14 protein-coding genes are annotated in these 20,990 nt (G+C 59.8%); 8 read left to right on the top strand and 6 right to left on the bottom strand.

Going from position 1 to position 20,990, the window contains the following annotated elements; translation table 11 throughout:
• Window positions 1-54 precede the first annotated feature (54 nt).
• The 6 genes from cysM (at window position 55) to ACUN8C_RS08615 (ending at window position 9,158) form a co-directional block, all read left to right on the top strand.
• A complete protein-coding gene (gene cysM, locus ACUN8C_RS08640; protein WP_445621793.1) occupies window positions 55-951 on the top strand; it encodes a cysteine synthase CysM in 897 nt (298 codons plus the stop codon).
• 2 nt (window positions 952-953) lie between these two features.
• Entirely contained in the window at window positions 954-2,327 is a 1,374-nt protein-coding gene (locus tag ACUN8C_RS08635; RefSeq protein WP_445621792.1) for a TRAM domain-containing protein, read from the top strand.
• Between the two features lie 24 nt (window positions 2,328-2,351).
• On the top strand, window positions 2,352-4,610 hold the full coding sequence (gene relA, locus ACUN8C_RS08630) for a GTP diphosphokinase (RefSeq protein ID WP_445621791.1): 2,259 nt from the start codon (window positions 2,352-2,354) through the stop codon (window positions 4,608-4,610).
• Window positions 4,611-4,650: 40 nt separating this feature from the next.
• Window positions 4,651-5,484 carry a nucleoside triphosphate pyrophosphohydrolase gene (gene mazG, locus ACUN8C_RS08625; protein ID WP_445621790.1) on the top strand — a complete coding sequence of 278 codons (834 nt, stop codon included), beginning with the start codon at window positions 4,651-4,653 and terminating at the stop codon, window positions 5,482-5,484.
• A 112-nt stretch (window positions 5,485-5,596) separates the two neighbouring features.
• Window positions 5,597-8,320 carry a phosphoenolpyruvate carboxylase gene (gene ppc / locus ACUN8C_RS08620; protein ID WP_445621789.1) on the top strand — a complete coding sequence of 908 codons (2,724 nt, stop codon included), beginning with the start codon at window positions 5,597-5,599 and terminating at the stop codon, window positions 8,318-8,320.
• Window positions 8,321-8,525: 205 nt separating this feature from the next.
• Window positions 8,526-9,158, top strand: a complete 633-nt coding sequence (locus tag ACUN8C_RS08615) for a superoxide dismutase (RefSeq protein WP_108843478.1) — start codon at window positions 8,526-8,528, stop codon at window positions 9,156-9,158.
• A 142-nt stretch (window positions 9,159-9,300) separates the two neighbouring features.
• Here the strand turns inward: ACUN8C_RS08615 and ACUN8C_RS08610 are convergent, their stop codons facing one another.
• Both ACUN8C_RS08610 and ACUN8C_RS08605 read right to left on the bottom strand, forming a co-directional pair.
• On the bottom strand, window positions 9,301-11,253 hold the full coding sequence (locus ACUN8C_RS08610; protein ID WP_445621788.1) for a DNA topoisomerase III: 1,953 nt from the start codon (window positions 11,251-11,253) through the stop codon (window positions 9,301-9,303).
• Between the two features lie 4 nt (window positions 11,254-11,257).
• Window positions 11,258-13,216, bottom strand: a complete 1,959-nt coding sequence (locus tag ACUN8C_RS08605; protein WP_445621787.1) for a hypothetical protein — start codon at window positions 13,214-13,216, stop codon at window positions 11,258-11,260.
• 117 nt (window positions 13,217-13,333) lie between these two features.
• On the opposite strand from ACUN8C_RS08605, the gene ACUN8C_RS08600 reads away from it, so the two are divergent.
• Window positions 13,334-15,166 carry an SEC-C metal-binding domain-containing protein gene (locus tag ACUN8C_RS08600; protein WP_445621786.1) on the top strand — a complete coding sequence of 611 codons (1,833 nt, stop codon included), beginning with the start codon at window positions 13,334-13,336 and terminating at the stop codon, window positions 15,164-15,166.
• Between the two features lie 53 nt (window positions 15,167-15,219).
• Here the strand turns inward: ACUN8C_RS08600 and mltA are convergent, their stop codons facing one another.
• Both mltA and ACUN8C_RS08590 read right to left on the bottom strand, forming a co-directional pair.
• Window positions 15,220-16,353 carry a murein transglycosylase A gene (gene mltA, locus ACUN8C_RS08595; RefSeq protein ID WP_445621785.1) on the bottom strand — a complete coding sequence of 378 codons (1,134 nt, stop codon included), beginning with the start codon at window positions 16,351-16,353 and terminating at the stop codon, window positions 15,220-15,222.
• 69 nt (window positions 16,354-16,422) lie between these two features.
• Complete coding sequence (locus ACUN8C_RS08590) at window positions 16,423-17,691, bottom strand: AmpG family muropeptide MFS transporter (RefSeq protein WP_445621784.1); 1,269 nt, start codon at window positions 17,689-17,691, stop codon at window positions 16,423-16,425.
• Window positions 17,692-17,754: 63 nt separating this feature from the next.
• On the opposite strand from ACUN8C_RS08590, the gene rfaH reads away from it, so the two are divergent.
• A complete protein-coding gene (gene rfaH, locus ACUN8C_RS08585) occupies window positions 17,755-18,279 on the top strand; it encodes a transcription/translation regulatory transformer protein RfaH (RefSeq protein ID WP_445621783.1) in 525 nt (174 codons plus the stop codon).
• Between the two features lie 24 nt (window positions 18,280-18,303).
• On the opposite strand, the gene ACUN8C_RS08580 is transcribed toward rfaH, so the two are convergent.
• Window positions 18,304-18,834: a lytic transglycosylase domain-containing protein gene (locus tag ACUN8C_RS08580; RefSeq protein ID WP_445621782.1), complete on the bottom strand. Its 531-nt coding sequence runs from the start codon at window positions 18,832-18,834 to the stop codon at window positions 18,304-18,306.
• A gap of 61 nt (window positions 18,835-18,895) precedes the next feature.
• Window positions 18,896-20,602 carry a proline--tRNA ligase gene (locus ACUN8C_RS08575; protein ID WP_445621781.1) on the bottom strand — a complete coding sequence of 569 codons (1,707 nt, stop codon included), beginning with the start codon at window positions 20,600-20,602 and terminating at the stop codon, window positions 18,896-18,898.
• Window positions 20,603-20,990: the final 388 nt, after the last annotated feature.

The raw sequence follows: 20,990 nt of genomic DNA, 5'->3' as shown, positions 1-20,990 counted from the left end.
GGGCCGCGCTATAATAGGCTCTTTTCTGGCATCCCGTTGATTCTGGAGCGCTGCATGGATTACCCCACAATTGAATCCACCATCGGGCATACCCCGCTGGTGCGCCTCAAGCGCATCCAGGTGGGCAGCAACACGCTGCTGGCCAAGCTTGAAGGTAACAATCCTGCCGGCTCGGTCAAGGACCGCCCGGCACTGTCGATGCTCACCCACGCCGAGGCGCGTGGTGAGATTGCCCCCGGTGACACGCTGATCGAGGCGACCTCAGGCAATACCGGTATTGCGCTGGCCATGGCCGCCGCCATTCGCGGCTACAACATGATCCTGATCATGCCGGATAGCGCCAGCAGCGAGCGCAAGCAGGCCATGGCAGCCTACGGCGCCCGACTAATCGAGGTCACAAGGGATCAGGGCATGGAAGGCGCACGAGACATGGCCGATGCAATGATTGCCCGTGGCGAAGGCAAACCGCTCAATCAGTTTGCCAACCACGACAATCCTCTGGCGCACTTTGAGACCACTGGTCCCGAGCTCTGGGCGCAGACAGGGGGCAATATCACCCATTTCGTCAGTTCCATGGGCACGACCGGGACCATCATGGGCGTGTCGCGTTATCTGAAGTCGAAAAATGAGGCAATCCAGATCGTGGGCCTTCAGCCCGAGGATGGAGCCAGCATTGCCGGAATCCGGCGCTGGCCTGAAGCCTATCGTCCGAGCATCTTTGAACAGGCACGGGTCGATAGAATTCTCGACATCGGACAGCAGGAAGCCGAAGAACACATGCGGCGTCTGGCGCGTGAAGAAGGCATTCTGGCCGGGGTTTCCTCGGGCGGTGCACTGGCCGGTGCCCTTCGTATTGCGCGTGAAGTCGACAACGCCGTGATTGCCTTTATTGTTTGTGACCGGGGAGATCGTTATCTCTCCACCGGTCTTTATGCCCCGGAGCAGCACTGATCATGGCCATGTTGGGACAGCGTCGTCAGCAGCGCCCCGCGACGCGAAAGCGTCTGGAATCACCGGGTGCCAAACGTGACGACGAAGGCAGTGTCGTGATCGAGCGTCTGGCACATGATGGACGAGGCGTGGCGCACAATCTTGATGGCAAGATACTTTTTATCGAGCAGGCGCTGCCTGGTGAAGAAGTCGAGGTGGCCGTGCATACCCAGCACGGTCGGTATGATGAAGGCCACGTGCGCCGAATCCTCAAGGCATCCGATGAGCGCGTGACGCCGGGCTGTGCCCATTTTGGCCGCTGTGGTGGCTGTGATCTGCAGCATCTGGCGATCGAAGGCCAGCGTCGACACAAGCAACAGGTGCTTCGTGAGCATCTGGCGCGTCATGACATCACACTGCCCGACCCGTTATCACTGGCGGCAGAGGCGTGGGGATATCGCCGACGCGCACGGCTGGGGGTTCGGGTCGGCAGCGATGATCGCATCCATATGGGCTATCGCGTCCGTGGACAGGATCGTCTGTTCAATATCGAGCAGTGTCCGATTCTCGATCCACGCCTTGAGGCGCTGCTTCAGCCGCTCAGAGCCCTGCTCGAAACGCTGGAAGTGCCGCGGCGGGTAGGGCATATCGAACTGGTGGCCGGTGATGATCATGTCATGATTACCCTGCGCCAGCTTCGTCGTGTTCCCGGTGATCTGGCACGCTGGCAGCAGTTTGCTCGTGAGCAGGATCTGCTGTTGAGTCTTCTGTGCGGCGAAGGTGAAAAGCCGGTGGCAGAGCGTCTGGACGACAAGCCTGACGTCTGGCCGCACTACCGAGCGCTGCCTGGTGATGATGCTTTGAGCATCCAGGTGCAAAGCGGCGATTTTCTCCAGGCCAATGCCGGGGTCAACCATCAGCTGGTCGCGCAGGTGCTTGACTGGGCCGAGGTTCACCAGGATATGCCGGTGGTGGACCTGTTTGCTGGGGTGGGTAACTTTTCCCTGACGCTTGCCGCTGCCGGAGCGCAGGTAATCGCCTACGAAGGTCGAGAATCCATGGTGCAGCGCCTGCGCGATAATGCCGAAAGCGCTGGCGTGTCGGCACGCATCGAGGCGCGCTGTACGGATCTTGCCAGTGCGCCGCCGGGCCTTGAGACGGCATCACTGGTCGTGCTGGACCCGCCCCGTGCCGGTGCCCAGGGCATCTGTCAGGCACTGGCGGAAAGCGGGCCGTCGCGGGTGCTTTATGTGTCCTGCGAACCGGCCACACTGGCACGCGATGTGCATCTATTGGTAAGCGGTGGCTATCGTCTGGTCAGGGCAGCAGTGGCCGACATGTTTCCGCAAACGGCACATCTTGAATCGCTGGTGCTGCTCGAGCGTCAGCCTAAATAAAAGACATGACGGGAATCGCGTTACATGGTCAAGGTTCGCGAAGATCAGCCGCTCGATGCCGATGGACGGGTCGATATCACGACCTGGATGACCCATCTTCAAGGCGAAGTCACCCTCAAGGACCCGGCCGAGCTTGAACGCGCCTGTCGGTTTGCCGCGAAGATCAATCAGGAGGCTGCCAGCCAGCAGCCTGCCTGGCGTGACATCTATTCCGCCTTTCGTATCGGCCTTGAAATGGCCGATATCCTCAGTGAGCTCAAGCTTGATCAGCAGGCCATCACGGCTGCCGTGCTGTATCGCAGCGTGCGCGAAGGGCTGACGCGCATTGAAGTGATCGAGCGCGAGTTCGGCTCTGAAGTCTCCAGTCTGATCGATGGCGTGCTGCGCATGGCCGCCATCTCTCAGCTGCAGGCGCCGGATCAGGCCATGACGCAGCACAATCAGCAAGAGAACCTGCGCAAGATGCTGGTGGCCATGGTCGATGACGTGCGGGTGGCGTTGATCAAGATTGCCGAGCGCACCAGCATGTTGCGTCAGGTCAAGGATGGCTCTCGCGAGCGCGCCCTGCGTGTGGCGCGCGAAGTCTTTGATATCTATGCGCCGCTGGCACACCGGTTGGGGATTGGCCAGATCAAGTGGGAGCTCGAGGATCTTTCCTTTCGCTACCTGCATGAAAGTGATTACAAGACCATCGCCAAACAGCTGGCAGAGAAGCGGCTGGATCGCAATCGCTACATCCATGATGTCGTGGACACGCTCAAGCGACTGCTCGAGGCGCAAAACATCACGCGCTACGACCTCTCCGGACGTGCCAAGCACATCTATTCGATCTGGCGCAAGATGAAGCGCAAGCACATCGACTTTTCACAGGTCTACGATGTGCGCGCCGTTCGGGTGCTGGTGCCGGAAGTTACCGATTGCTACACCGTGCTGGGCATCGTGCACTCCCTCTGGCATCACGTTCCCAACGAGTTCGATGACTACATCGCCAATCCCAAGAAAAACGGCTATCAGTCGCTGCATACGGCCGTCTTCGGGCCCGAGGGCAAGGTGCTGGAAATCCAGATCCGTACCTTCGCCATGCATGAGGATGCCGAGCTTGGGGTGTGCGCGCACTGGCGCTACAAGGGCACTGATGTCGACTCCAAAAGCCGCAGCTACGAGCAAAAGATTGCCTGGCTGCGTCAGGTGCTGGAGTGGCAGGAAGAAGTGGGCGAGCTGACCGATCTCACCGAAGGGCTCAACTCGGATATCGCCCCGGATCGCATCTACGTCTTTACCCCGGAAGGCCATGTCATCGACCTGCCGCGGGTGGCCACACCGATCGACTTTGCCTACCGGGTGCATACGGAAGTAGGCCACCACTGCCGTGGCGCGAAGGTGGATGGCCGCATCGTACCCCTGACCTACCAGTTGAAGACCGGGCAGCAGGTGGAAATCCTCAATGCCACCCAGGGCGGGCCAAGTCGTGACTGGCTCAATCCCTCGCTGGGATATGTCTGTACCTCGCGGGCGCGTGCCAAGATCCAGTCCTGGTTCAAGCTGCAGGCACGCGAACAAAACGAGGAAGAAGGGCGGGTTCTGCTGGAGCGCGAGTTTCGTCGTCTGGACCTGGAGCGTCTGGATCGAACGCGACTGGCCCAGGCGGTCAATTACAACACGCCCGAAGACATGTACGCCGCCATTGGTGCCGGCGATCTGCGTATTGGCCAGGTGCTCTCCCAGGCGCAGCATCTTTTCGGTGAAACCGAAGACGTCGATGAGCTTGATCGTCTGCTGGCGCGACCGCGGCGCCAGGGCGTGCGTGAAAGCACCGATACCATCACCGTGCTCGGGGTGGGCAACCTCAAGACGCAAATGGCCAACTGCTGTCATCCGGTGCCGGGTGACGACATCGTAGGCTTTATCACCCAGGGGCGCGGCGTCACGGTACATCGCCAGGACTGTCCCAATATCCTGCAGCTTCGAAGTGATGAGCCCGCCCGTGTGGTTCAGGTGGAGTGGGGCCAGCAGCAGCCGATTCAGTATCCGGTGGATATTGAAATCAAGGCATGGGATCGCTCCAATCTGCTGCGCGATGTCACCGGTATTCTCTCCAATGAAAAGGTCAACGTGCTGGGTGTGAACACGTCGACCAACCGTGACGATCACATGGCCACACTGAAAATCACCCTCGAGGTATCCGGTCTGGATGTGCTGTCAAAAGTGGTCAACCGGATCGGGCAGCTGACCAATGTGACCGATATTCGTCGACTGCGTCAGGGCGGGGGCAACCTGCAGTAGTCTCGGCGGGCTGCCATTTTCGGGATACAAGGATCCTTTGATGCAAGACACACACCGCTATACGCTTGATGATCTGCTGACACTGATGCAGGTACTGCGTGACCCGCAACAGGGCTGTCCGTGGGACGTTGCCCAGCACTGGGAATCGATCGTGCCTCACACGATTGAGGAGGCTCATGAAGTGGCCGACGCCATCGAGCGGCGCGCCTTTGACGAGTTACCGGGTGAACTGGGAGATCTGCTGTTTCAGATCCTCTATTACGCCCAGTTTGGCCGTGAGGAAGGACGCTTTGATTTCCACGATATCGTCCATGTACTGACGACCAAGATGGTCGCCCGCCACCCGCACGTCTTTCCCGATGGCCATCTCGATTCGCGCCGACAGGGCATGCCCGCGGCCAACGTGGACACTTCCGAGGTCGGGCAGCGCTGGGAGCGTCGCAAGGCCGATGAGCGTGACGCGCGGGCGGCAACCTCGCTTCTTGATGATATTCCGCTGGCACTCCCGGCACTGACGCGGGCCGGCAAGCTCTCAAGTCGTGCTTCCCGGGCGGGTTTTGACTGGCCCGATCATCGCGGTGCGCTGGACAAGGTTCGAGAAGAGCTGGCCGAGCTTGAAGTTGAAATTGACGCCGGTCATCAGGAGAACATGAGTGCAGAGCTCGGCGATCTTCTCTTTGCCGTTGTCAATCTGGCCCGCCACCTGAATATCGATCCGGAACAGGCACTTCGGGGTACCGGCAAGCGTTTTGAAAGCCGCTTTCGCCATGTCGAAAATGCCGTGCGCGCCAGTGGACAGGCCATCGAAAGCACCGAAATCGATCGCCTGGAACGTTACTGGCAGGACGCCAAGCGCATCGAACGCGAGTCGTGATGATGATGGTCTGCGACTTCGACTTTGGTCGTAAGTCATTGTTGTAGTGTTGTTGTTGTTCCCCGACCGCGTCAGGCTCTTGCTTCCTGTCATGAGCCTCGCGGAGTCTTTCATGCAACACGTTTCTTCTTCTGACCCTGAAGGTGTCTCTTCAGGGGAGGCCCCCACTAACGATCAAGCGCTGGAAGACAATGTGCTTCATGCCTCCCTGCGTGAGCATGTGCGTCTGCTCGGCGACAGTCTGGGACATACCATTGCCGACGATCTAGGCACCGAGTTTGTCGACCAGATCGAGAAGATTCGGGCACTGGCCAAAAAGGGTCGCAAGGACGCCGGTGCGCGTGCCGAGCTGATCGACTATCTGCGAGCCCTGCCTGAGGAGCGCATGCTGCCGGTCACGCGCGCCTTCAACCAGTTTCTGAATCTGGCCAACCTGGCCGAGCAGCACTATCGCGGCCGCTTTCGGCGGGTCGAGGATTATCGCCCGGGCACGCAGCCACGCCTGGACGAGCTGCTCGAACGTCTGACTCAGGCCGGACATGACGGTGAGGCGCTGCTTGAGCGGATTGCCTCAATGCGCATTGAGCTTGTGATGACGGCGCATCCGACCGAAGTCGTCAGGCGGACCCTGATTCGCAAGTACGATGCCATCGAGACCTGCCTGCGGGAAATCAATGGCAGTGAAGAGTATCCCGAGCGTGTGGATCAATTGCAGGGCCGGTTGAACGAGCTGGTCAGTCAGGCCTGGCACACCAGCGAAATTCGCGCCGAGCGCCCAACGCCGGTCGATGAGGCGCGCTGGGGGCTGGCGGTCATCGAACAGTCGCTGTGGCAGGCGGTACCGGCCTTCTATCGCGAGCTGGATCAGCTGCTGCTGACGCGTGCCGGCCGTCGTTTGCCGCTGGAGGCTGCCCCCATTCGGTTTGCATCATGGATGGGCGGTGATCGCGACGGCAATCCCAATGTGACCTCAAGCGTGACACGTGAAGTGTTGCTGCTCGAGCGTCACCGCGCGGCGGAAAGCTTTCGGCGCGACGTTCAGCAACTGCGCCTTGAGCTTTCAATGTGGAAGGCCACGCCCGAGCTGATAGAGCTGGCGGGCGGCCCCTGTCCCGAGCCCTATCGGAAGGTGCTCAGCGATCTGGAGCAGCGACTGGCGGCGACCCGTGACAAGGCCCAGATGATCTGGGAAGGGCACGGCTGGAGCGGCGAGCGGCCCACGGTGGATACCCGTGAGGCATTGCAGGCACCACTGGAGGCCTGTTATCACTCTCTGATGGCCTGTGGCCTCGATGTGATCGCCAACGGAGCACTGCTGGATACCCTGCGCCGGGTGGCCTGCTTTGGCACCACCATGACGCGTCTGGATATCCGCCAGGAATCTACGCGTCACACGCAGGTGTTCGAAGAGTTGACCCAATACCTGGGATTGGGCAACTACGCCGACTGGGACGAACCGGCCCGACGCAAATTCCTGCTTGATGAACTGAACTCGCCGCGCCCGCTGATTCCTGCGCAGTGGCCCTGCTCGGGCGATGTGCGCGAGGTGCTCGATACCTTTGAGGTCATTGGCTCGGAGTACAGCGAGGCCTTGGGCTCCTACGTGATCTCCATGGCCGGTCAGGCCAGCGACGTGCTCGCGGTGGCACTGCTCATGAAGGCAGTGGGGGGGCGGGTGAGCCTGCCCATCTCGCCGCTTTTCGAAACGCTTGACGATCTTGATCGTGCCGGTCACGTGATCGATGACCTGCTTGGCATGTCGGAATATCAGGCGCTGATCGATGCCCGTCAGGAAGTGATGATCGGCTACTCGGATTCGGCCAAGGATGCCGGGCAGCTGGCGGCAGCCTGGGCGCAGTATCGTGCTCAGGAGCGGTTGGTCAAGGTATGCGATGGGCACGGCGTGACGCTGACGCTTTTTCACGGCCGTGGCGGTACGGTCGGACGTGGGGGCGGTCCGGCGCATGCGGCCATCCTTTCCCAGCCACCGGGATCGGTGCAGGGCAGTCTGAGGGTGACCGAGCAGGGCGAGATGATTCGCTTCAAGTTCGGTCAGCCCAGAATTGCGGTGCGCTCCATGGAGATTTATCTCAGCGCGGTGCTTGAAGCCACACTGTTGCCACCGATCGAGCCGAAGCAGGAATGGCGTGAAGAGATGGATCATCTGGCCCGCCGCGCCCACCAGGTGTACTCGGGCATCGTGCGGGAAGATCCGGCCTTTGTGCCCTATTTCCGGGCCGTGACACCGGAGACGGCGCTTTCCGGCCTGCCGCTGGGCTCTCGACCGGCCAAGCGTCGTGCCTCTGGCGGTGTTGAAACGCTCAGAGCCATTCCATGGATTTTTGCCTGGACACAGACACGGCTGATGCTGCCGGCCTGGCTGGGCAGTGATGCGGCCTTTGCCGAGCGCAGTGACAGCGAGGAGGGCATGGCGCGGCTGCGCGAAATGATGAACGAGTGGCCTTTCTTTGGCACATTTCTGGACATGCTTGAAATGCTGCTGGCCAAGGCCGATGCCGAAATCAATGCCTATTATGAGGAGCGTTTGATCGATGATGACGATTCTCGCGCTTTGGGCACCTCACTGCGAGCGCGACTCGAGGGGCTTGAAAAAACACTTTTGCGTATCCGTGAGCAGGAACATCTGCTGGAACATGCGCCGATGATCCGTCAGGCCGTAGACGTGCGAAATCCCTATATTGATCCGCTGCACGGCCTGCAGGCCGAACTCCTGTACCGAAGCCGGGAGCATGAGGGCAATATGTCGCCGGATCTGCAGCGGGCCCTGATGGTCACCATGGCCGGCATTTCGGCAGGGCTTCGCAATACAGGTTAAGCATCGCTGCAGGGGCAATGACACGAAGCATGGATAAAGAATTGTGTTGTTGACCTTGAAAAGCCGGCGTTGGCACCTAATGTCTTATAGGACGTGCACAGGGGTGGCCCGCCATTTCCTGTGCCCTCAACTTGATGATGATTGCGGGCAGGTACATGCAGTCGTCAGTTTAAACCCGCTCAGCGAGCGAATAAGGAGTTTGACCATGGCTTATAAGCTTCCCGAACTGCCCTATGCATTTGATGCACTCGAGCCCCATATCGATGCGCAGACGATGGAAATTCACCATGGCAAGCATCACAACACCTATGTGACCAATGCAAACGCTGCGCTGGAAAAGATTCCTGAAGATCTGGCAGGACTCGAAGCGCCCGAGCTGCTCAAACAGCTGGATCGCGTTCCGGAAGAGCAGCGCACCGCCCTTCGCAACAATGCCGGTGGCCATGCCAACCATTCACTGTTCTGGGAAATCCTGACGCCCAACGCGCAGGGCCTGAAGGAATTTCCGACGCTGATGAATGACATCGAAAAGACCTTCGGCAGCGTCGAAGCCTTTGCAGAGAAGTTTGAAACGGCTGCCAAGGGCCGTTTCGGCTCTGGCTGGGCATGGCTGGTGGTTAAAAATGGCAAGCTGGAAATCGTTTCCACTGCCAACCAGGACAGCCCGCTGGCCTCCGCCACTTACGGTGGCCATGATGCCACGCCGATTCTGGGTGTAGACGTGTGGGAGCATGCCTACTACCTGAACTACCAGAACCGTCGTCCTGACTATCTCAAGGCGTTCTGGAACGTTGTGAACTGGGCAGAAGTTGAAAAGCGCTACAACGCTGCGAAGTAAGCACCTGATGCGCTGACAGACCCGTCTGTCTGCAACCCGCCCTGGCCATCGCCAGAGCGGGTTTTTTTATGGGCACTCGTTGGATGGGGCACTCATTGATGACGTGACAGACCAGGCGTGACCCGACGCCCTGCACCGGTCGTTATTGTTTGGTACGACCTTTTGAAGTGCTTCGTCCAGTGCTTTTACGGGCGGTTGACGTCGAACGCCGCGCACTCTTTTTGCGGCGAGCCGGCGTTTTTTGGTGGCCATTCGAGGTGGGCTGCTCACCTCCGGCCTGCTGCATGGCCTGATCAAGGCGTGCGGCATCGACGGCACTGACCAGTGTGTTGAGTTCGGCGGCCATGTCATCAAGAAAGGAGGTCAGCGTATCGCTGCCTTCTCGCACGCGTGACAGGCGCTGCTCCCAGAGCGCCGTTCGCTCGGGCCCGGAGAGACTTTCGGGCAGGGCATCGATCAGGCCACGACCGCGTTGGGTCGCGCGAATGGCGCCTGACTGGCGGTAAACATACTCACGGGTCAATAGTGTCTCTATCATGCTGGCCCGCGTGGCCTCTGTCCCCAGACCGTCCGTTTCCTTAAGCGTTGCCCGTACGGTGTCATCGGTCACATAGCGTGCCACATGCGTCATGGCATTGATCAGGCTGGCATCGGTAAAGGGCTCTGGCGGCCGTGTCTGGCGCGTTTGGACCTCGCACTGCGTGACCCGAGCGTTATCGCCCTGCGTCATGGCCGGCAGGGTGGCATCGTCATCGGGCGTATTAAAAAGCGCGCGCCAGCCGACCTGAAGAATTTCGCGGCCCTTCGTCATGAAGAGCTCTTCAAGGGCTTCTAGCGTGACGCGGGTATCCCGGTATTCAAAAGGGGGATAGAACTGGGCCAGCACGTTGCGTACCACCAGCATATAAACGTTTTGCTCCTCTCGGCTCAGGGTCTGCCAGCTCGGCGTCTGTCCGGTCGGTGCAATGGCGTGGTGGGCGCCGATCTGCTTGTCGTTGAAGGCACGTGATACGCGCGTGGTATCAATGCCCGCATGCCACTGTTTGAGGGTGTCCTCGCCCTGGCAGGCCCTTTGCAGCGTGGCATCGATGCCCTTGAGATAGTCTCGTGGCAGATAACGACAGTCCGAGCGCGGGTAGGTAATCAGACGGTGCCTTTCATACAGACGCTGGGCACAGTCGAGCACCGACTGCGCCGACATTTTATAGCGTCGCGCCGCATCGATTTGAAGTGTTGAGAGCGAGTAGGGCAGCGGCGCGCTCTGACGCTGATGCTTTTGTTCAACGCTTTTGATGATGGCGGGCTGGTCGGGCAGTTTCACTGCCAGGGCCTGAGCGGGTGCCGCATCCAGAAGGCGACCCTGATCATCAAGGCGATGTTGTTCGCCCGGCTGCCACCAGGCGCGGACAGTGCCATTGCGCGTGGCAAAATCGGCCCATAGCGGATAGAAGTCGACCGGCTGAAACTTCTCGATGGTTCTGTCACGGCGCACGATCAGGCCGAGCAGTGGTGTCTGTACCCGACCGATGGAGAGCACGCCCTTGATGCCGGCCTGCTGGCCGGTCACCGTCCATGCCCGGGTCAGATTGATGCCATATAGCCAGTCGGCCCGGGAGCGGGTCAGAGCGGCCTGATAGAGCGGCTGAAAACGCGCATTGTCTTCGAGTGCCTGCCAGGCCCGCTTCACGGCGGGCGTATTCATGTCGCTTATTAGAAGGCGCTCGACCGGTCCCTTCCAGCCCAGATACTCAATGGTTTCCTGCACGAGCAGCTGGCCTTCGCGGTCGGGGTCGCCGGCGTGGACAACCCGGTCTGCCGACTTGATCAGGCGGCGCAGGATGGCAAGCTGCCCGCGGGCCTTTGGTCGAGGGGTCAGCTTCCATTTCGAGGGGATAATGGGCAGATCATCCAGTCGCCAGCGCTTCAGGCGCTCATCGTAGGCTTCCGGTGCGGCCTGTTCGAGTAGATGGCCAAAGCACCAGCTGACCGTGATGTCGGTGCTGCTCAAGGCGCCTTCCGATTGACTGAAGCGCCCGGGAAGCGCCGAGGCAATGGCGCGACCCAGCGAGGGTTTTTCGGCAATAATCAGTTGCATAATTTCAGTTCAATGCCCTTTTGGCCTTGATCAGTGCCCGGTACCAGCGCCTTGGTACGGTGCCAATGCCCGCCGGGCGCTGGCTGAGCAGGCTGATGTTGCGATGGGCGGTCTGGTCGATGTTGGACAATATGTTCAGCGTTGAGGGACGCGCCCCGTACTGTCGGATCAGAAACTCGATCGCTTCGGGTTCAAGGGCCACCCGGTAATGGCGCACCAGAGCAATCGCCAGTGATTCGGCGCTGCGAGACAGATCATCGTTGATCTCGTTGACCATGGCGGCCCCGAGGGCGGTCTTGGCCGCCGCCGACAGGTCTGGTTCAAGATGACCGAAATAGGCCGCGTTGGTGGCATTGATGGCCCGCTGGACTTCCGGGCGTGACAGATGAATATACGGTTCGAGGGCCAGAGCGATCTCGATGGCCAGGTGCTTGGCCATGGCGATATGGCCGCTGGCGGAGGTCTCCTGCGGACCATGGTCCTGCTGGTGGTAACGTTCACGGTCTGCGCGAGTGTTATTGAGATAGCGCGCCAGGTGGCGGCAGACGCGTGCCTTTTCGCCATCGGTCAGTTCGATATGGTTTTCATGAATACGAAGCCCTCGCTTGCCCGGTCCAACCTGCAGATGGGTGGCCTTGTCGTTCATCTGTTCGGTAATGGCTTCCCAGCGCTGTGAGTGACGAATGAGCGTGGCATGGCTGCGGGCGATCTGACCATAGTTTTCCTGCACGCTGCGAAAGAGCTTCAGGGCATTGGTTAAAATTTCGGCACGCTCGCGCAGCTCCGGGCGCAGGTCGCTGCGACCGTATTGCACGCCACTGGCCAGATGCTCGATCTGTTCGGCAAGCGCATCCATGGCCTGGCGACAGCGGGCGGTGAGGGTCTCGGCGCGAAGGCCGGCGGCAGCATCCTCGACCAGCGTGCCCGACTGCTCTGCAAGATATACGGTCAACGCCTTGAGACGGGAAAGACCGGTAGCCTGCTGGATGCGATAACGAGAGCGGGTCTGTTCAAGGGCATCGAGCGCTCGGGCCAGATGCCACCGTCCGCGATACTCAAAGGTCAGCATGGGAATGCGACGACCGCAGAGCAGCTCAAAAGCCAGAATGATCATTTCCTCGACGTCCTGCAGCGTCATGAGCAGGGCGTTGTCCTGCTCGATGGCGGCCAGCACGCGTTCGATGAAGTTCTCATCGCGCGCCACACCCTGGTGCAGATCCGGTGCGCGTCCAGCAAAGCGGTCACGCAGCAGGGAAATGGCCTCCGGTGCCACGTCGGCCAGTTCGTTGAGCCGTGGGTCGATATGGTCACGATACAGGGCGACCAGATCACGAATGCGGGACTGCATGCCGATACGGCGGTAAACGTCGATCTGTGCAATGCGTCGGGCGCTTTCCTCGTCATCGAGCAGTTCAAGCGCTGCAAGCTGGACGCCTTCGGGAGCCAGATCATGCTTGCGAAGCAGCATGGCAGCGGCCTCACGCCGCCGGGCGTCGCCTTCAAGGCTTTCAACGATCAGATTGCGGGTGATCAGCACCAGTTCCGGGAGTGTATCGAGCACCTGAGATACCCGGGCGGCCGCACGTTCATGCTTGCGCCCTCGGGTCAGGTGGTGCGCAAAGTTGGCAATGATCCCGGCAAGACCCGTGATCAGGGCATAGCTGATGAAAAATACGTAGTTTTCCATCGATGGGCCGCGACCATAGCCGAGCAGATAGCCGACCCAGGCGCCCAGCAGCGTCACCGGGCCACTGACCCACAGAATCTGCATGGCGCTGTTGGTCCAGGGGACCTTGTTCATCGCCTGGGTAATGCGGCGGATGCGGTCGCGTCCTTCGCGCTCAAGGCGAACGCGAGGCTCATCGGGATTTGTGCGTCGGCGAAGCAGTAAACGGGCTGAAAACAAGCGGGTATTTCCGAAACTGAAGTGGGCGTCGTGACGCAGGGGCTGCTTCCAAAACATGCATGGAAGGTCTGGCTGATCCCCGTCGGGTAGTCAGTCAGGCAAACATGGTGGCGTTATCATGAGACGCAGGCAGTCAGCGTGATAGCATAAGCGTGATCATGGTGGAGGAACAATATGCTGGCAGCCTGGGTGGACCAACTCCTTGGGTTTTCGACGGGAGCACTTGAAGCCATACGTCGTGAAGAGCGCTATCCCTCACTGATGGGCTGGGCAAGAAAGGAAGGGGCGGAGCTGCTTGGTGGAGACGTGGCCCTGGCGCAGGCCCTGGCGCCGGTGCTCTGGAACCAGATGCCCCTGCAGCGCCTTGGTTATCACATCGAGACGCTGGCGGTCCCGTCACCTCAGGAACCCTGCTGGTGCGACTCCGGCAAACGATATGCCGACTGCTGTGATGGGGTCATGCTGCCGGGACAGGTCCCTCCGCATCTCATGTGGATGCTGTTGCTTCAGCGCCTTCGCGGCAAGGCGCTGAATGAGGCGCTGGCCTCCGATCATGTGCCGGCTCAGGCGCTGCTTGAGGCTGGTATCGTCAGTGCCGAGGGCGGACAGCTTGGGCGGGCGCAAACCATCCTGGAGGCGCTTTTCAATAACGCCGACTGGGAAGGGTTGCCGCTGGAAAGTGAACCGGCCTTTGAGCTTTTAAGCGATGTTTATCAGGAACGCGGCTTTACGCGTAAAAAGGCGGCCCTGATGGACAGTGCCGTTGAATACGGCCCGGGGTTTCTTCGTGGAGCAGCGTTGAAGCGGCTATGTCTGCGCTATCTGGACAGCGACGATCTGCCCAGTGCGCGCGAGACGTTCATACGCACCCTGGAAACCATGCCCAACGAGCCGGCGCTTGCCTATCTCGAAAGCATGCTGCTGTTGCATGAGGGGCGGCCCGAGCAGGCGCGCGCGCGCGCTGATTTCTGGCGCCGTCGATTACTGCATCGCAGTGACCTTGATGAAGATCAGCAGGCCTTTCTCGAACAGCTCGCTGAAGACCCCGAAGCCACCCTTGCCGAGCAGATGATTTACGCTGACGAGGAACTTGCCGAGCCTCTGGAGACACTGACTCGGCTGTTGCAGGAGTTTACCGAGGGGCCGCGGCTGTCGCTTTTGATCAATGCTGACGGACGTCTTGAGTACCAGCAGGACGATCTGGATCACGCCCGCTATGGGATGTGGCAGCAGCACTTTACGAGCGAGAATGAAGAAGCGCCCGGCAGTGGACTTCAGGGCGACCCCTGGCGTGATGCAAGGCCCTGGCTTGATGCGCTGTGTCTTCACCCGGAGTGGCTGTCGACCCCGGCCATCCTTCAGGAGCTTGCCATGGCGCTGGCCGGACGTTTTGGCAATCTGCCATGGATGTTTCAGTCCGTTTTCTCACCGTTGGCGCAGCGCTTCGAGACATGGCTTGCTGCCGTCGAGCGGGCCGAAAGCCCTTTTGTCTGGGGCGACGGTGATAACCATGTCCTGTTCCGGCTTGGGCTCGGGTTGATCATCGGCATGGAGCGCGGCGCTCGTGAGCAGTCACGACAGCTGGCTGAACGGCTGATTCGCCTGGATGGTGAGGACAGCATGGGGCTACGTGAGCTACTGCTGGAGCAGCTTCTAAGCGATGGTCAGAATCTGCGAGCCCTGACGCTTATCGAGGAGATCGAGCGCACCTGCGACGAGGACGAGCCCTGGCTGGGATTGCTGCTGGGCAAGGCGCTGGCGCTGTACCGACTGGCGCGGCTTGAAGAGGCGCGCCATGCCTTGATCATGGTTAAGCAGGCCAACCCCTGGATGCTCAAGCTGCTGGTTCGCGATAATCCTAGGCGAGAGCCCGTCACCGGTAACTCACCGGCCCCGGGGTCACGGGCTGAAGCATGGCAGTACCGCGTCCTTATGCGGCCTCACTGGGTCGCGACGCAGGGCGCGCTGCGCTGGGTGGATGCCAGACTAAAAACGAGCGTTGAATAACGAGCGTTAAGTAACGCCATGGCGGCCATGGCGTTACCTGTCCGCGCTTGTGTCTACTGCCGATTGGGTAGAAACACCCACATCTGACCGGGTTGCTTCATGCGTCCTGCATTGAGGCTTGCCTCGTCACCATGACCCCAGAAAAAGTCAGCGCGCACGGTGCCCTTGATGGCACTGCCCGTATCCTGCGCCAGCATCAGTCGCTGCATGCGCTGATTGGACAGCGGGCGCGTGGTGGAAAGAAACACCGGCGCACCCAGCGGGATCTGTTTGGGATCGATGGCGATGCTGCGCTCCGGGGTCAGCGGCACACCCTGCGCGCCGATCGGGCCATCGCTGTTTTTGTGTGTGCTGTCAAGCTCTCTGAAAAAGACGAAGCGGGGGTTAACGTTGAGCATCTCCTGAACTCGGCCGGGGTTGGCATTGGCCCATGCCTTGATGCCCGGAAGAGTGGCCTGAGCCGGCGTGATCTCGCCGTGATCAAGTAGCCAGCGGGCAAAGGACTGAAAGGGCTGGTCGGTGGCACCGGCAAACCCGACGCGCATTTCGCCGCCTTCAGCCAGCTTGATGCGACCCGACCCCTGAATCTGTAAAAAGGCAGCTTCGACCGGGTCATCCACCCAGACCAGCTCCCGGCCATGCAACACGCCGCTTTTGATCAGCTGGCTGCGGCTGGCGGCCATGAGGCTGCTGCTTCCCATGTTGCGATACAAGGGCACCTGATAAGGGCCATGCCGCGTACGTGAGCCTCGAAGGACCGGCTCGTAATAACCGGTAATGGTGCCGACCGTGGACCCATCGCTGTTGCTCAGGGTAAAGGGCGTAAAGCGCTGTTCGAAATAGCGTCGGATGGCGCGACTGTCCAGCGGATCAACATGGCGGGCATCGTTACAGACCGAGGCCCAGTCAGGCTTGCGTGAAAGCTTTTCGCAGCTGGTTTGAAAGGCACTCCATGCACTCAGAAGATTGTCGTCCTGCCAGCCGGGCAGCTGTTGCCAGCTGGTCGGGTGCATGGGCGTGCTCGAATCAGTGTATTGAGGCGTTTTGGCGGGCTGAAAGCCGGTCTGGCCGGTGGAGCAGGCGGCCAGCACCGCGCCTGTCAATATCAGGCAGGTGCCTCGGGCAACCAGACGAGTCAGCCGTAAAAGGCCCTGAGGGCGAGAAGTGTTATCAGATACAAAAGGCAAGATCAGGGTCTCTTCTGGGGGCGTGGCCAGGGCCTTTCGCCCGTGGAACAGTAAAGGCGTTAAAAAGCATTACCGGGTGGGCGGGTCGGTAATGTCGCGCCATTGGCGAAAATACCAGAGGATCATGAGCCCCGGAATAGCGGCCAGCGTGCAGATCAAAAAGAATCCATCCCAGCCTACAGCGTCTGACAGGATGCCACCGGGAGCTGAAATCACGACTCTGGGCAGCCCCATGATCGAAGACAGCAGTGCATACTGGCCTGCTGTGAATCGCTTGTCGGTCAGGGCGGCCATAAAGGCCAGAAAGGCAGCGGTGCCCATGCCGGCCGCGGCGTTTTCAAGACTGACCACCGTTGCCAGTACCGGAATCGAGTGGCCGACATGATTGAGCCAGATGAAGCCGGCGGTGGACGCCATTTGCAGGAGTCCGAACCACCACAGCGAGCGGTAGATACCGATGCGCAGGATCACCAGACCGCCCAGAAAGATACCGCCCAGCAAGGGCCAGAAACCAAAGATCTTGACCGTGGCGCCAATTTCGGCGTTGGAAAATCCAAGCGATTTGTAAAAGGGGGTGGTTAGATTGCCGGCAACTGAATCTCCCAGCTTGTAGAGCAGGATGAACAGCAGCAGCCAGAGTGCGCCCGGGCGCGTCAGGAAGTTGCGAATGGGATCAAGGAAGGTATCCCGCCAGTTTTGCGGGTGCATGGAACGCTGCGCGCTCGGCTCGGGTGCCATGAGGGTGACCAGCATACAGGCGCCCAGCAGTACCGCCATGGTCAGGTAGGTCGCACGAAACCCGATGCTGTCGGCAAGCATCAGGCCACCTCCGGAGGCAAACAGCATCCCGGTGCGATAGCCATAGGTGTAAAGGCTGGAGCCGATGCCGAGTTCCTTCTCGGGCAGGTGCTCGCGGCGATAGGCATCGATGATGATGTCCTGCGTGGCACTGAAAAAGCTGATGCCCAGCGCCACAACACCCACGGTCAACGGCGCCAGCCCCGGGTCGGAAAGGGCCAGCGCCACAATCAAGGCGGTCAGCAGCAGCTGGGTCAGCAGCAGCCAGCCACGACGCCGGCCCAGAAAAGGCAGTTCAAAGCGATCCAACAGCGGCGCCCAGAGGAACTTGAGCGTGTAGGGAATGCCGATCAGCGCCAGCAGGCCGACGGCGTCCAGAGAGACGCCGGCATCCGTCATCCAGGCCTGAAGCACACTGCCTGTCAGCAACAGGGGCAGGCCTGACGCGAGCCCCATGAGGAACGTGATACCATGGCGCGCAACGGCGGCCCGGGCTGTAGCAATCGAAGTCAACGGTGTTATCCAGAAAGTCGCGGGCATTTAAATGGCGCGCCGATTCTCTCAGACCGGTGCGCTGACGGCTACTGACCGGGGATGGTTTTAATGAAGACGACAGGACCTGAAGGACTGCGCTGGTACGCCGTTCAATGCAAGTCAGGCGAGTCCTTTCGTGCTGCCGAACACCTGAACCATCAGGGCTACACGGTCTTTCATCCTGTCATGCAAAGGGAAAAGCGTCAGCGCGGCAAAACCGGGCAGGTACTTGAGCCCCTGTTTCCCTGGTATCTCTTTATCCGAATGAATCCGCTTCAGGATAACTGGGCGCCCGTTCGTTCCACGCGAGGGGTGATCAAACTGCTGGCCTTTGGTCGAGAGCCGGTGCCGGTGCCGGATGCGTTGATCGATACCCTGCGCCAGCAGGTCAGTGATCAGGCGATGGTTTCAAAAGAGCCTCGTTTTCAAGCGGGCGAGCGGATCGAAATTACCGACGGGCCTTTCAAGGCGCTGGAGGGGCTGTTTGTTCATGGCAAGGAAGATGAACGCGTCGTGGTTCTGCTCAATATCCTGCAGCAGGAACACCGTATAACCCTTCAGTCCCGTCAGATTCAGGGCTCGCCAAAGTCCTGAAGCGGTTGTGTCACGAAGAAGGCTCTAGCTGTCTACCCACCAGCGGGCATCCCAGCTTGTCATCACCTGCTCCGGATAGCGCGTCTTGCCAAGACTGCCGTTATATCGCGCCAGAGCGCGGGTAATGTCTCCCTTTTCGACCTTGAGATACCACGCCAGAATCGTGCAGCCATAGCGCAGGTTGGTATCAGGGTCGAAGAGGTTGTCACTGTCCCTGCCGATCTCCTTTTTCCAGAAGGGCATGACCTGCATGAGCCCCTGTGCGCCGGCGCTCGAGCGTGCCCGTGACGTAAAACGACTTTCTACATCAATCACCGACAGTACCAGTTGCAGGTCCAGTGAGGCGCGCAGGGCTTCACGCTGAATGCTTTTTAGCAACTCAAGGCGTTGATGCGGGTCGGAAAGGTAGATGGCCAGACGCCGATTCATGTCCGTCATCCAGACCTCGGCTTCAAAATGATCATCAAAGTGCTGATCATTGGCTACGGCGCTGGAAAGCTGTCGGATCAATTGCGCTGATACATGCGCTTCCGGCACTGCGGCTGCTTGGGTCATGGGCGCAAAAAGGGCGCCTGTCACCAGACAGGCGCCCCATAGGCATGCTCGAAAGCCGGCGTTAGGCCAGCTTTTGACAAATGAACTCGATGGCCTCCTGTTGCGCCACCATTGTAATATCGTCGTCACGCCTTCCCTTGTACTCCAGTTCACCTGTTTTCAGGCCGCGATCTCCGATCACGATACGGTGGGGAATGCCAATCAGCTCGAGATCGGCAAACTTGACGCCCGGGCGCTCGTCACGATCATCCAGCAGGACTTCGACGCCCCTCTCGTTGAACGCGTTGTAGAGGCGCTCGGCCTCATCACGAACGGCCTGCGACTTGTGTGCATTCATCGGTACCAGCGCCACCTGATAGGGGGCGAGGGTGGCAGGCAGGGCAATGCCGCGCTCATCATGGTTCTGCTCGATGGCAGCAGCGACCACGCGGCTGACGCCGATGCCATAACATCCCATCTGTAGCGGTACGCTGTCTCCGTTCTCATCAAGAACGGTCGCGCCCAGTGCCTCTGAGTACTTCGTGCCGAGCTGGAAAACATGCCCGACTTCGATGCCACGCGCGATCGAGAGCGTGCCCTGGCCATCCGGTGACGGGTCGCCGGCGACAACATCGCGAATGTCGGCCACTATCGGCAGGGGCAGGTCGCGCTCCCAGTTGATGCCAAAAAAGTGTTTGCCATCAATGTTGGCGCCTGCACCGAAATCACTCATGACCGCCACGCTGCGATCGATGATCAGGGGTATTTCAAGGCCGACCGGTCCAAGTGACCCGGGACCTGCGCCGACGGCCTGGCGAATTTCTTCTTCATTGGCCATGACCAGCGGAGATGCCACCTGCTCCAGGTGCAGCGCCTTGATCTCGTTGAGCTGATGATCACCACGCACCATCAACGCCACTAGTCCGCCTTCGGTGCCATGAACCATCAGGGTCTTGACAGTCTTCTCGATCGGCAGGCCGTGTTTTTCCACCAGCGCTGCGATGGTTTTGGCATCCGGTGTATCGACCTCATGCATGTTTTCTTGAGGCGCTGCCCGTTCCTGACGATCAGGCAGTGCTTCGGCCTTCTCGATATTGGCGGCGTAATCGGAGCCCGTGGAAAAGATCACGGCATCTTCACCCGAGTCGGCCAGCACATGGAACTCATGAGAGCCGCTGCCCCCGATCTCGCCGTTGTCAGCCTGCACGGCACGAAAATCAAGGCCCAGACGCGTGAAGACGCGAACGTAGGCGTCATACATTTTCTGGTAGGAGGCCGCCATCGCTTCCTGGCTGATATCGAAGGAATAGGCATCCTTCATGATGAATTCACGTGCCCGCATGACGCCAAAACGGGGCCTTGTCTCATCACGAAACTTGGTCTGTATCTGATAGAAATTGCAGGGCAGCTGGCGGTAGGAACGCACTTCGTTGCGCACCAGATCGGTAATGACCTCCTCATGGGTGGGGCCATAGCAGAACTCACGATCGTGGCGGTCACGAAGGCGAAGCAGCAGATTGCCATACTTGTCCCAGCGGCCTGATTCCTGCCAGAGTTCGGCGGGCTGTACCGACGGCATCAATACTTCCTGGGCACCGGCTCGGTCCATTTCCTCGCGTACGATCTGCTCTACCTTGCGCAGCGTTCGCAGCCCAAGTGGCAGCCAGGTGTAAAGGCCGGAAGCCAGTTTTCGAATCATGCCGGCACGCAGCATCAGTTGATGACTGACAACCTCAGCGTTGGCGGGCGTTTCCTTGAGCGTGGATAGCAACAGTTGACTGGCGCGCATGAACCGAATGTTTCCCTTGGGCCGGATGAAATGAACCGCATTGTACGAGTATTCGTTGCCTGTCGGCAAAATGCGTTTCCAGTATTGTGCAATGATGGTATGTGTTTACTCATGCTGTGCGCTCAATCAGACAGCAGGAGCGCTCATTGAGCGTGCATTGATGACAACAGACAAGGAGATACCATGCAGCGTCGATGTTTCGGTGTGGTCATGACTGTTCTGATGCTGATGCTGGCAGGATGCGCGGGAAGGGATGATACGGAATTTGTCTGGCAGCCCCCCAGGGTCAATGATCAGGGCACTCAGGCAGGTCAGAGGGCCTGTATGCCAGGGCCTGACGGTCCCAGCAGCTGTAACCGATAAAGCCTTTACTGACAGATCGTCTTTA

The sequence above is a fragment of the Kushneria sp. Sum13 genome, assembly GCF_052692355.1.
This window is presented reverse-complemented; position numbering and strand designations above follow the sequence as displayed.

Bases quoted from the DNA above. Each gene is read 5' to 3' on its own strand.
- cysM (WP_445621793.1), top strand. From the start codon at position 55: ATGGATTACCCCACAATTGAATCCACCATCGGGCATACCCCGCTGGTG.
- ACUN8C_RS08635 (WP_445621792.1), top strand. From the start codon at position 954: ATGGCCATGTTGGGACAGCGTCGTCAGCAGCGCCCCGCGACGCGAAAG.
- relA (WP_445621791.1), top strand. From the start codon at position 2,352: ATGGTCAAGGTTCGCGAAGATCAGCCGCTCGATGCCGATGGACGGGTC.
- mazG (WP_445621790.1), top strand. From the start codon at position 4,651: ATGCAAGACACACACCGCTATACGCTTGATGATCTGCTGACACTGATG.
- ppc (WP_445621789.1), top strand. From the start codon at position 5,597: ATGCAACACGTTTCTTCTTCTGACCCTGAAGGTGTCTCTTCAGGGGAG.
- ACUN8C_RS08615 (WP_108843478.1), top strand. From the start codon at position 8,526: ATGGCTTATAAGCTTCCCGAACTGCCCTATGCATTTGATGCACTCGAG.
- ACUN8C_RS08610 (WP_445621788.1), bottom strand. From the start codon at position 11,253: ATGCAACTGATTATTGCCGAAAAACCCTCGCTGGGTCGCGCCATTGCC.
- ACUN8C_RS08605 (WP_445621787.1), bottom strand. From the start codon at position 13,216: ATGTTTTGGAAGCAGCCCCTGCGTCACGACGCCCACTTCAGTTTCGGA.
- ACUN8C_RS08600 (WP_445621786.1), top strand. From the start codon at position 13,334: ATGCTGGCAGCCTGGGTGGACCAACTCCTTGGGTTTTCGACGGGAGCA.
- ACUN8C_RS08590 (WP_445621784.1), bottom strand. From the start codon at position 17,691: ATGCCCGCGACTTTCTGGATAACACCGTTGACTTCGATTGCTACAGCC.
- rfaH (WP_445621783.1), top strand. From the start codon at position 17,755: ATGAAGACGACAGGACCTGAAGGACTGCGCTGGTACGCCGTTCAATGC.
- ACUN8C_RS08580 (WP_445621782.1), bottom strand. From the start codon at position 18,834: ATGACCCAAGCAGCCGCAGTGCCGGAAGCGCATGTATCAGCGCAATTG.
- ACUN8C_RS08575 (WP_445621781.1), bottom strand. From the start codon at position 20,602: ATGCGCGCCAGTCAACTGTTGCTATCCACGCTCAAGGAAACGCCCGCC.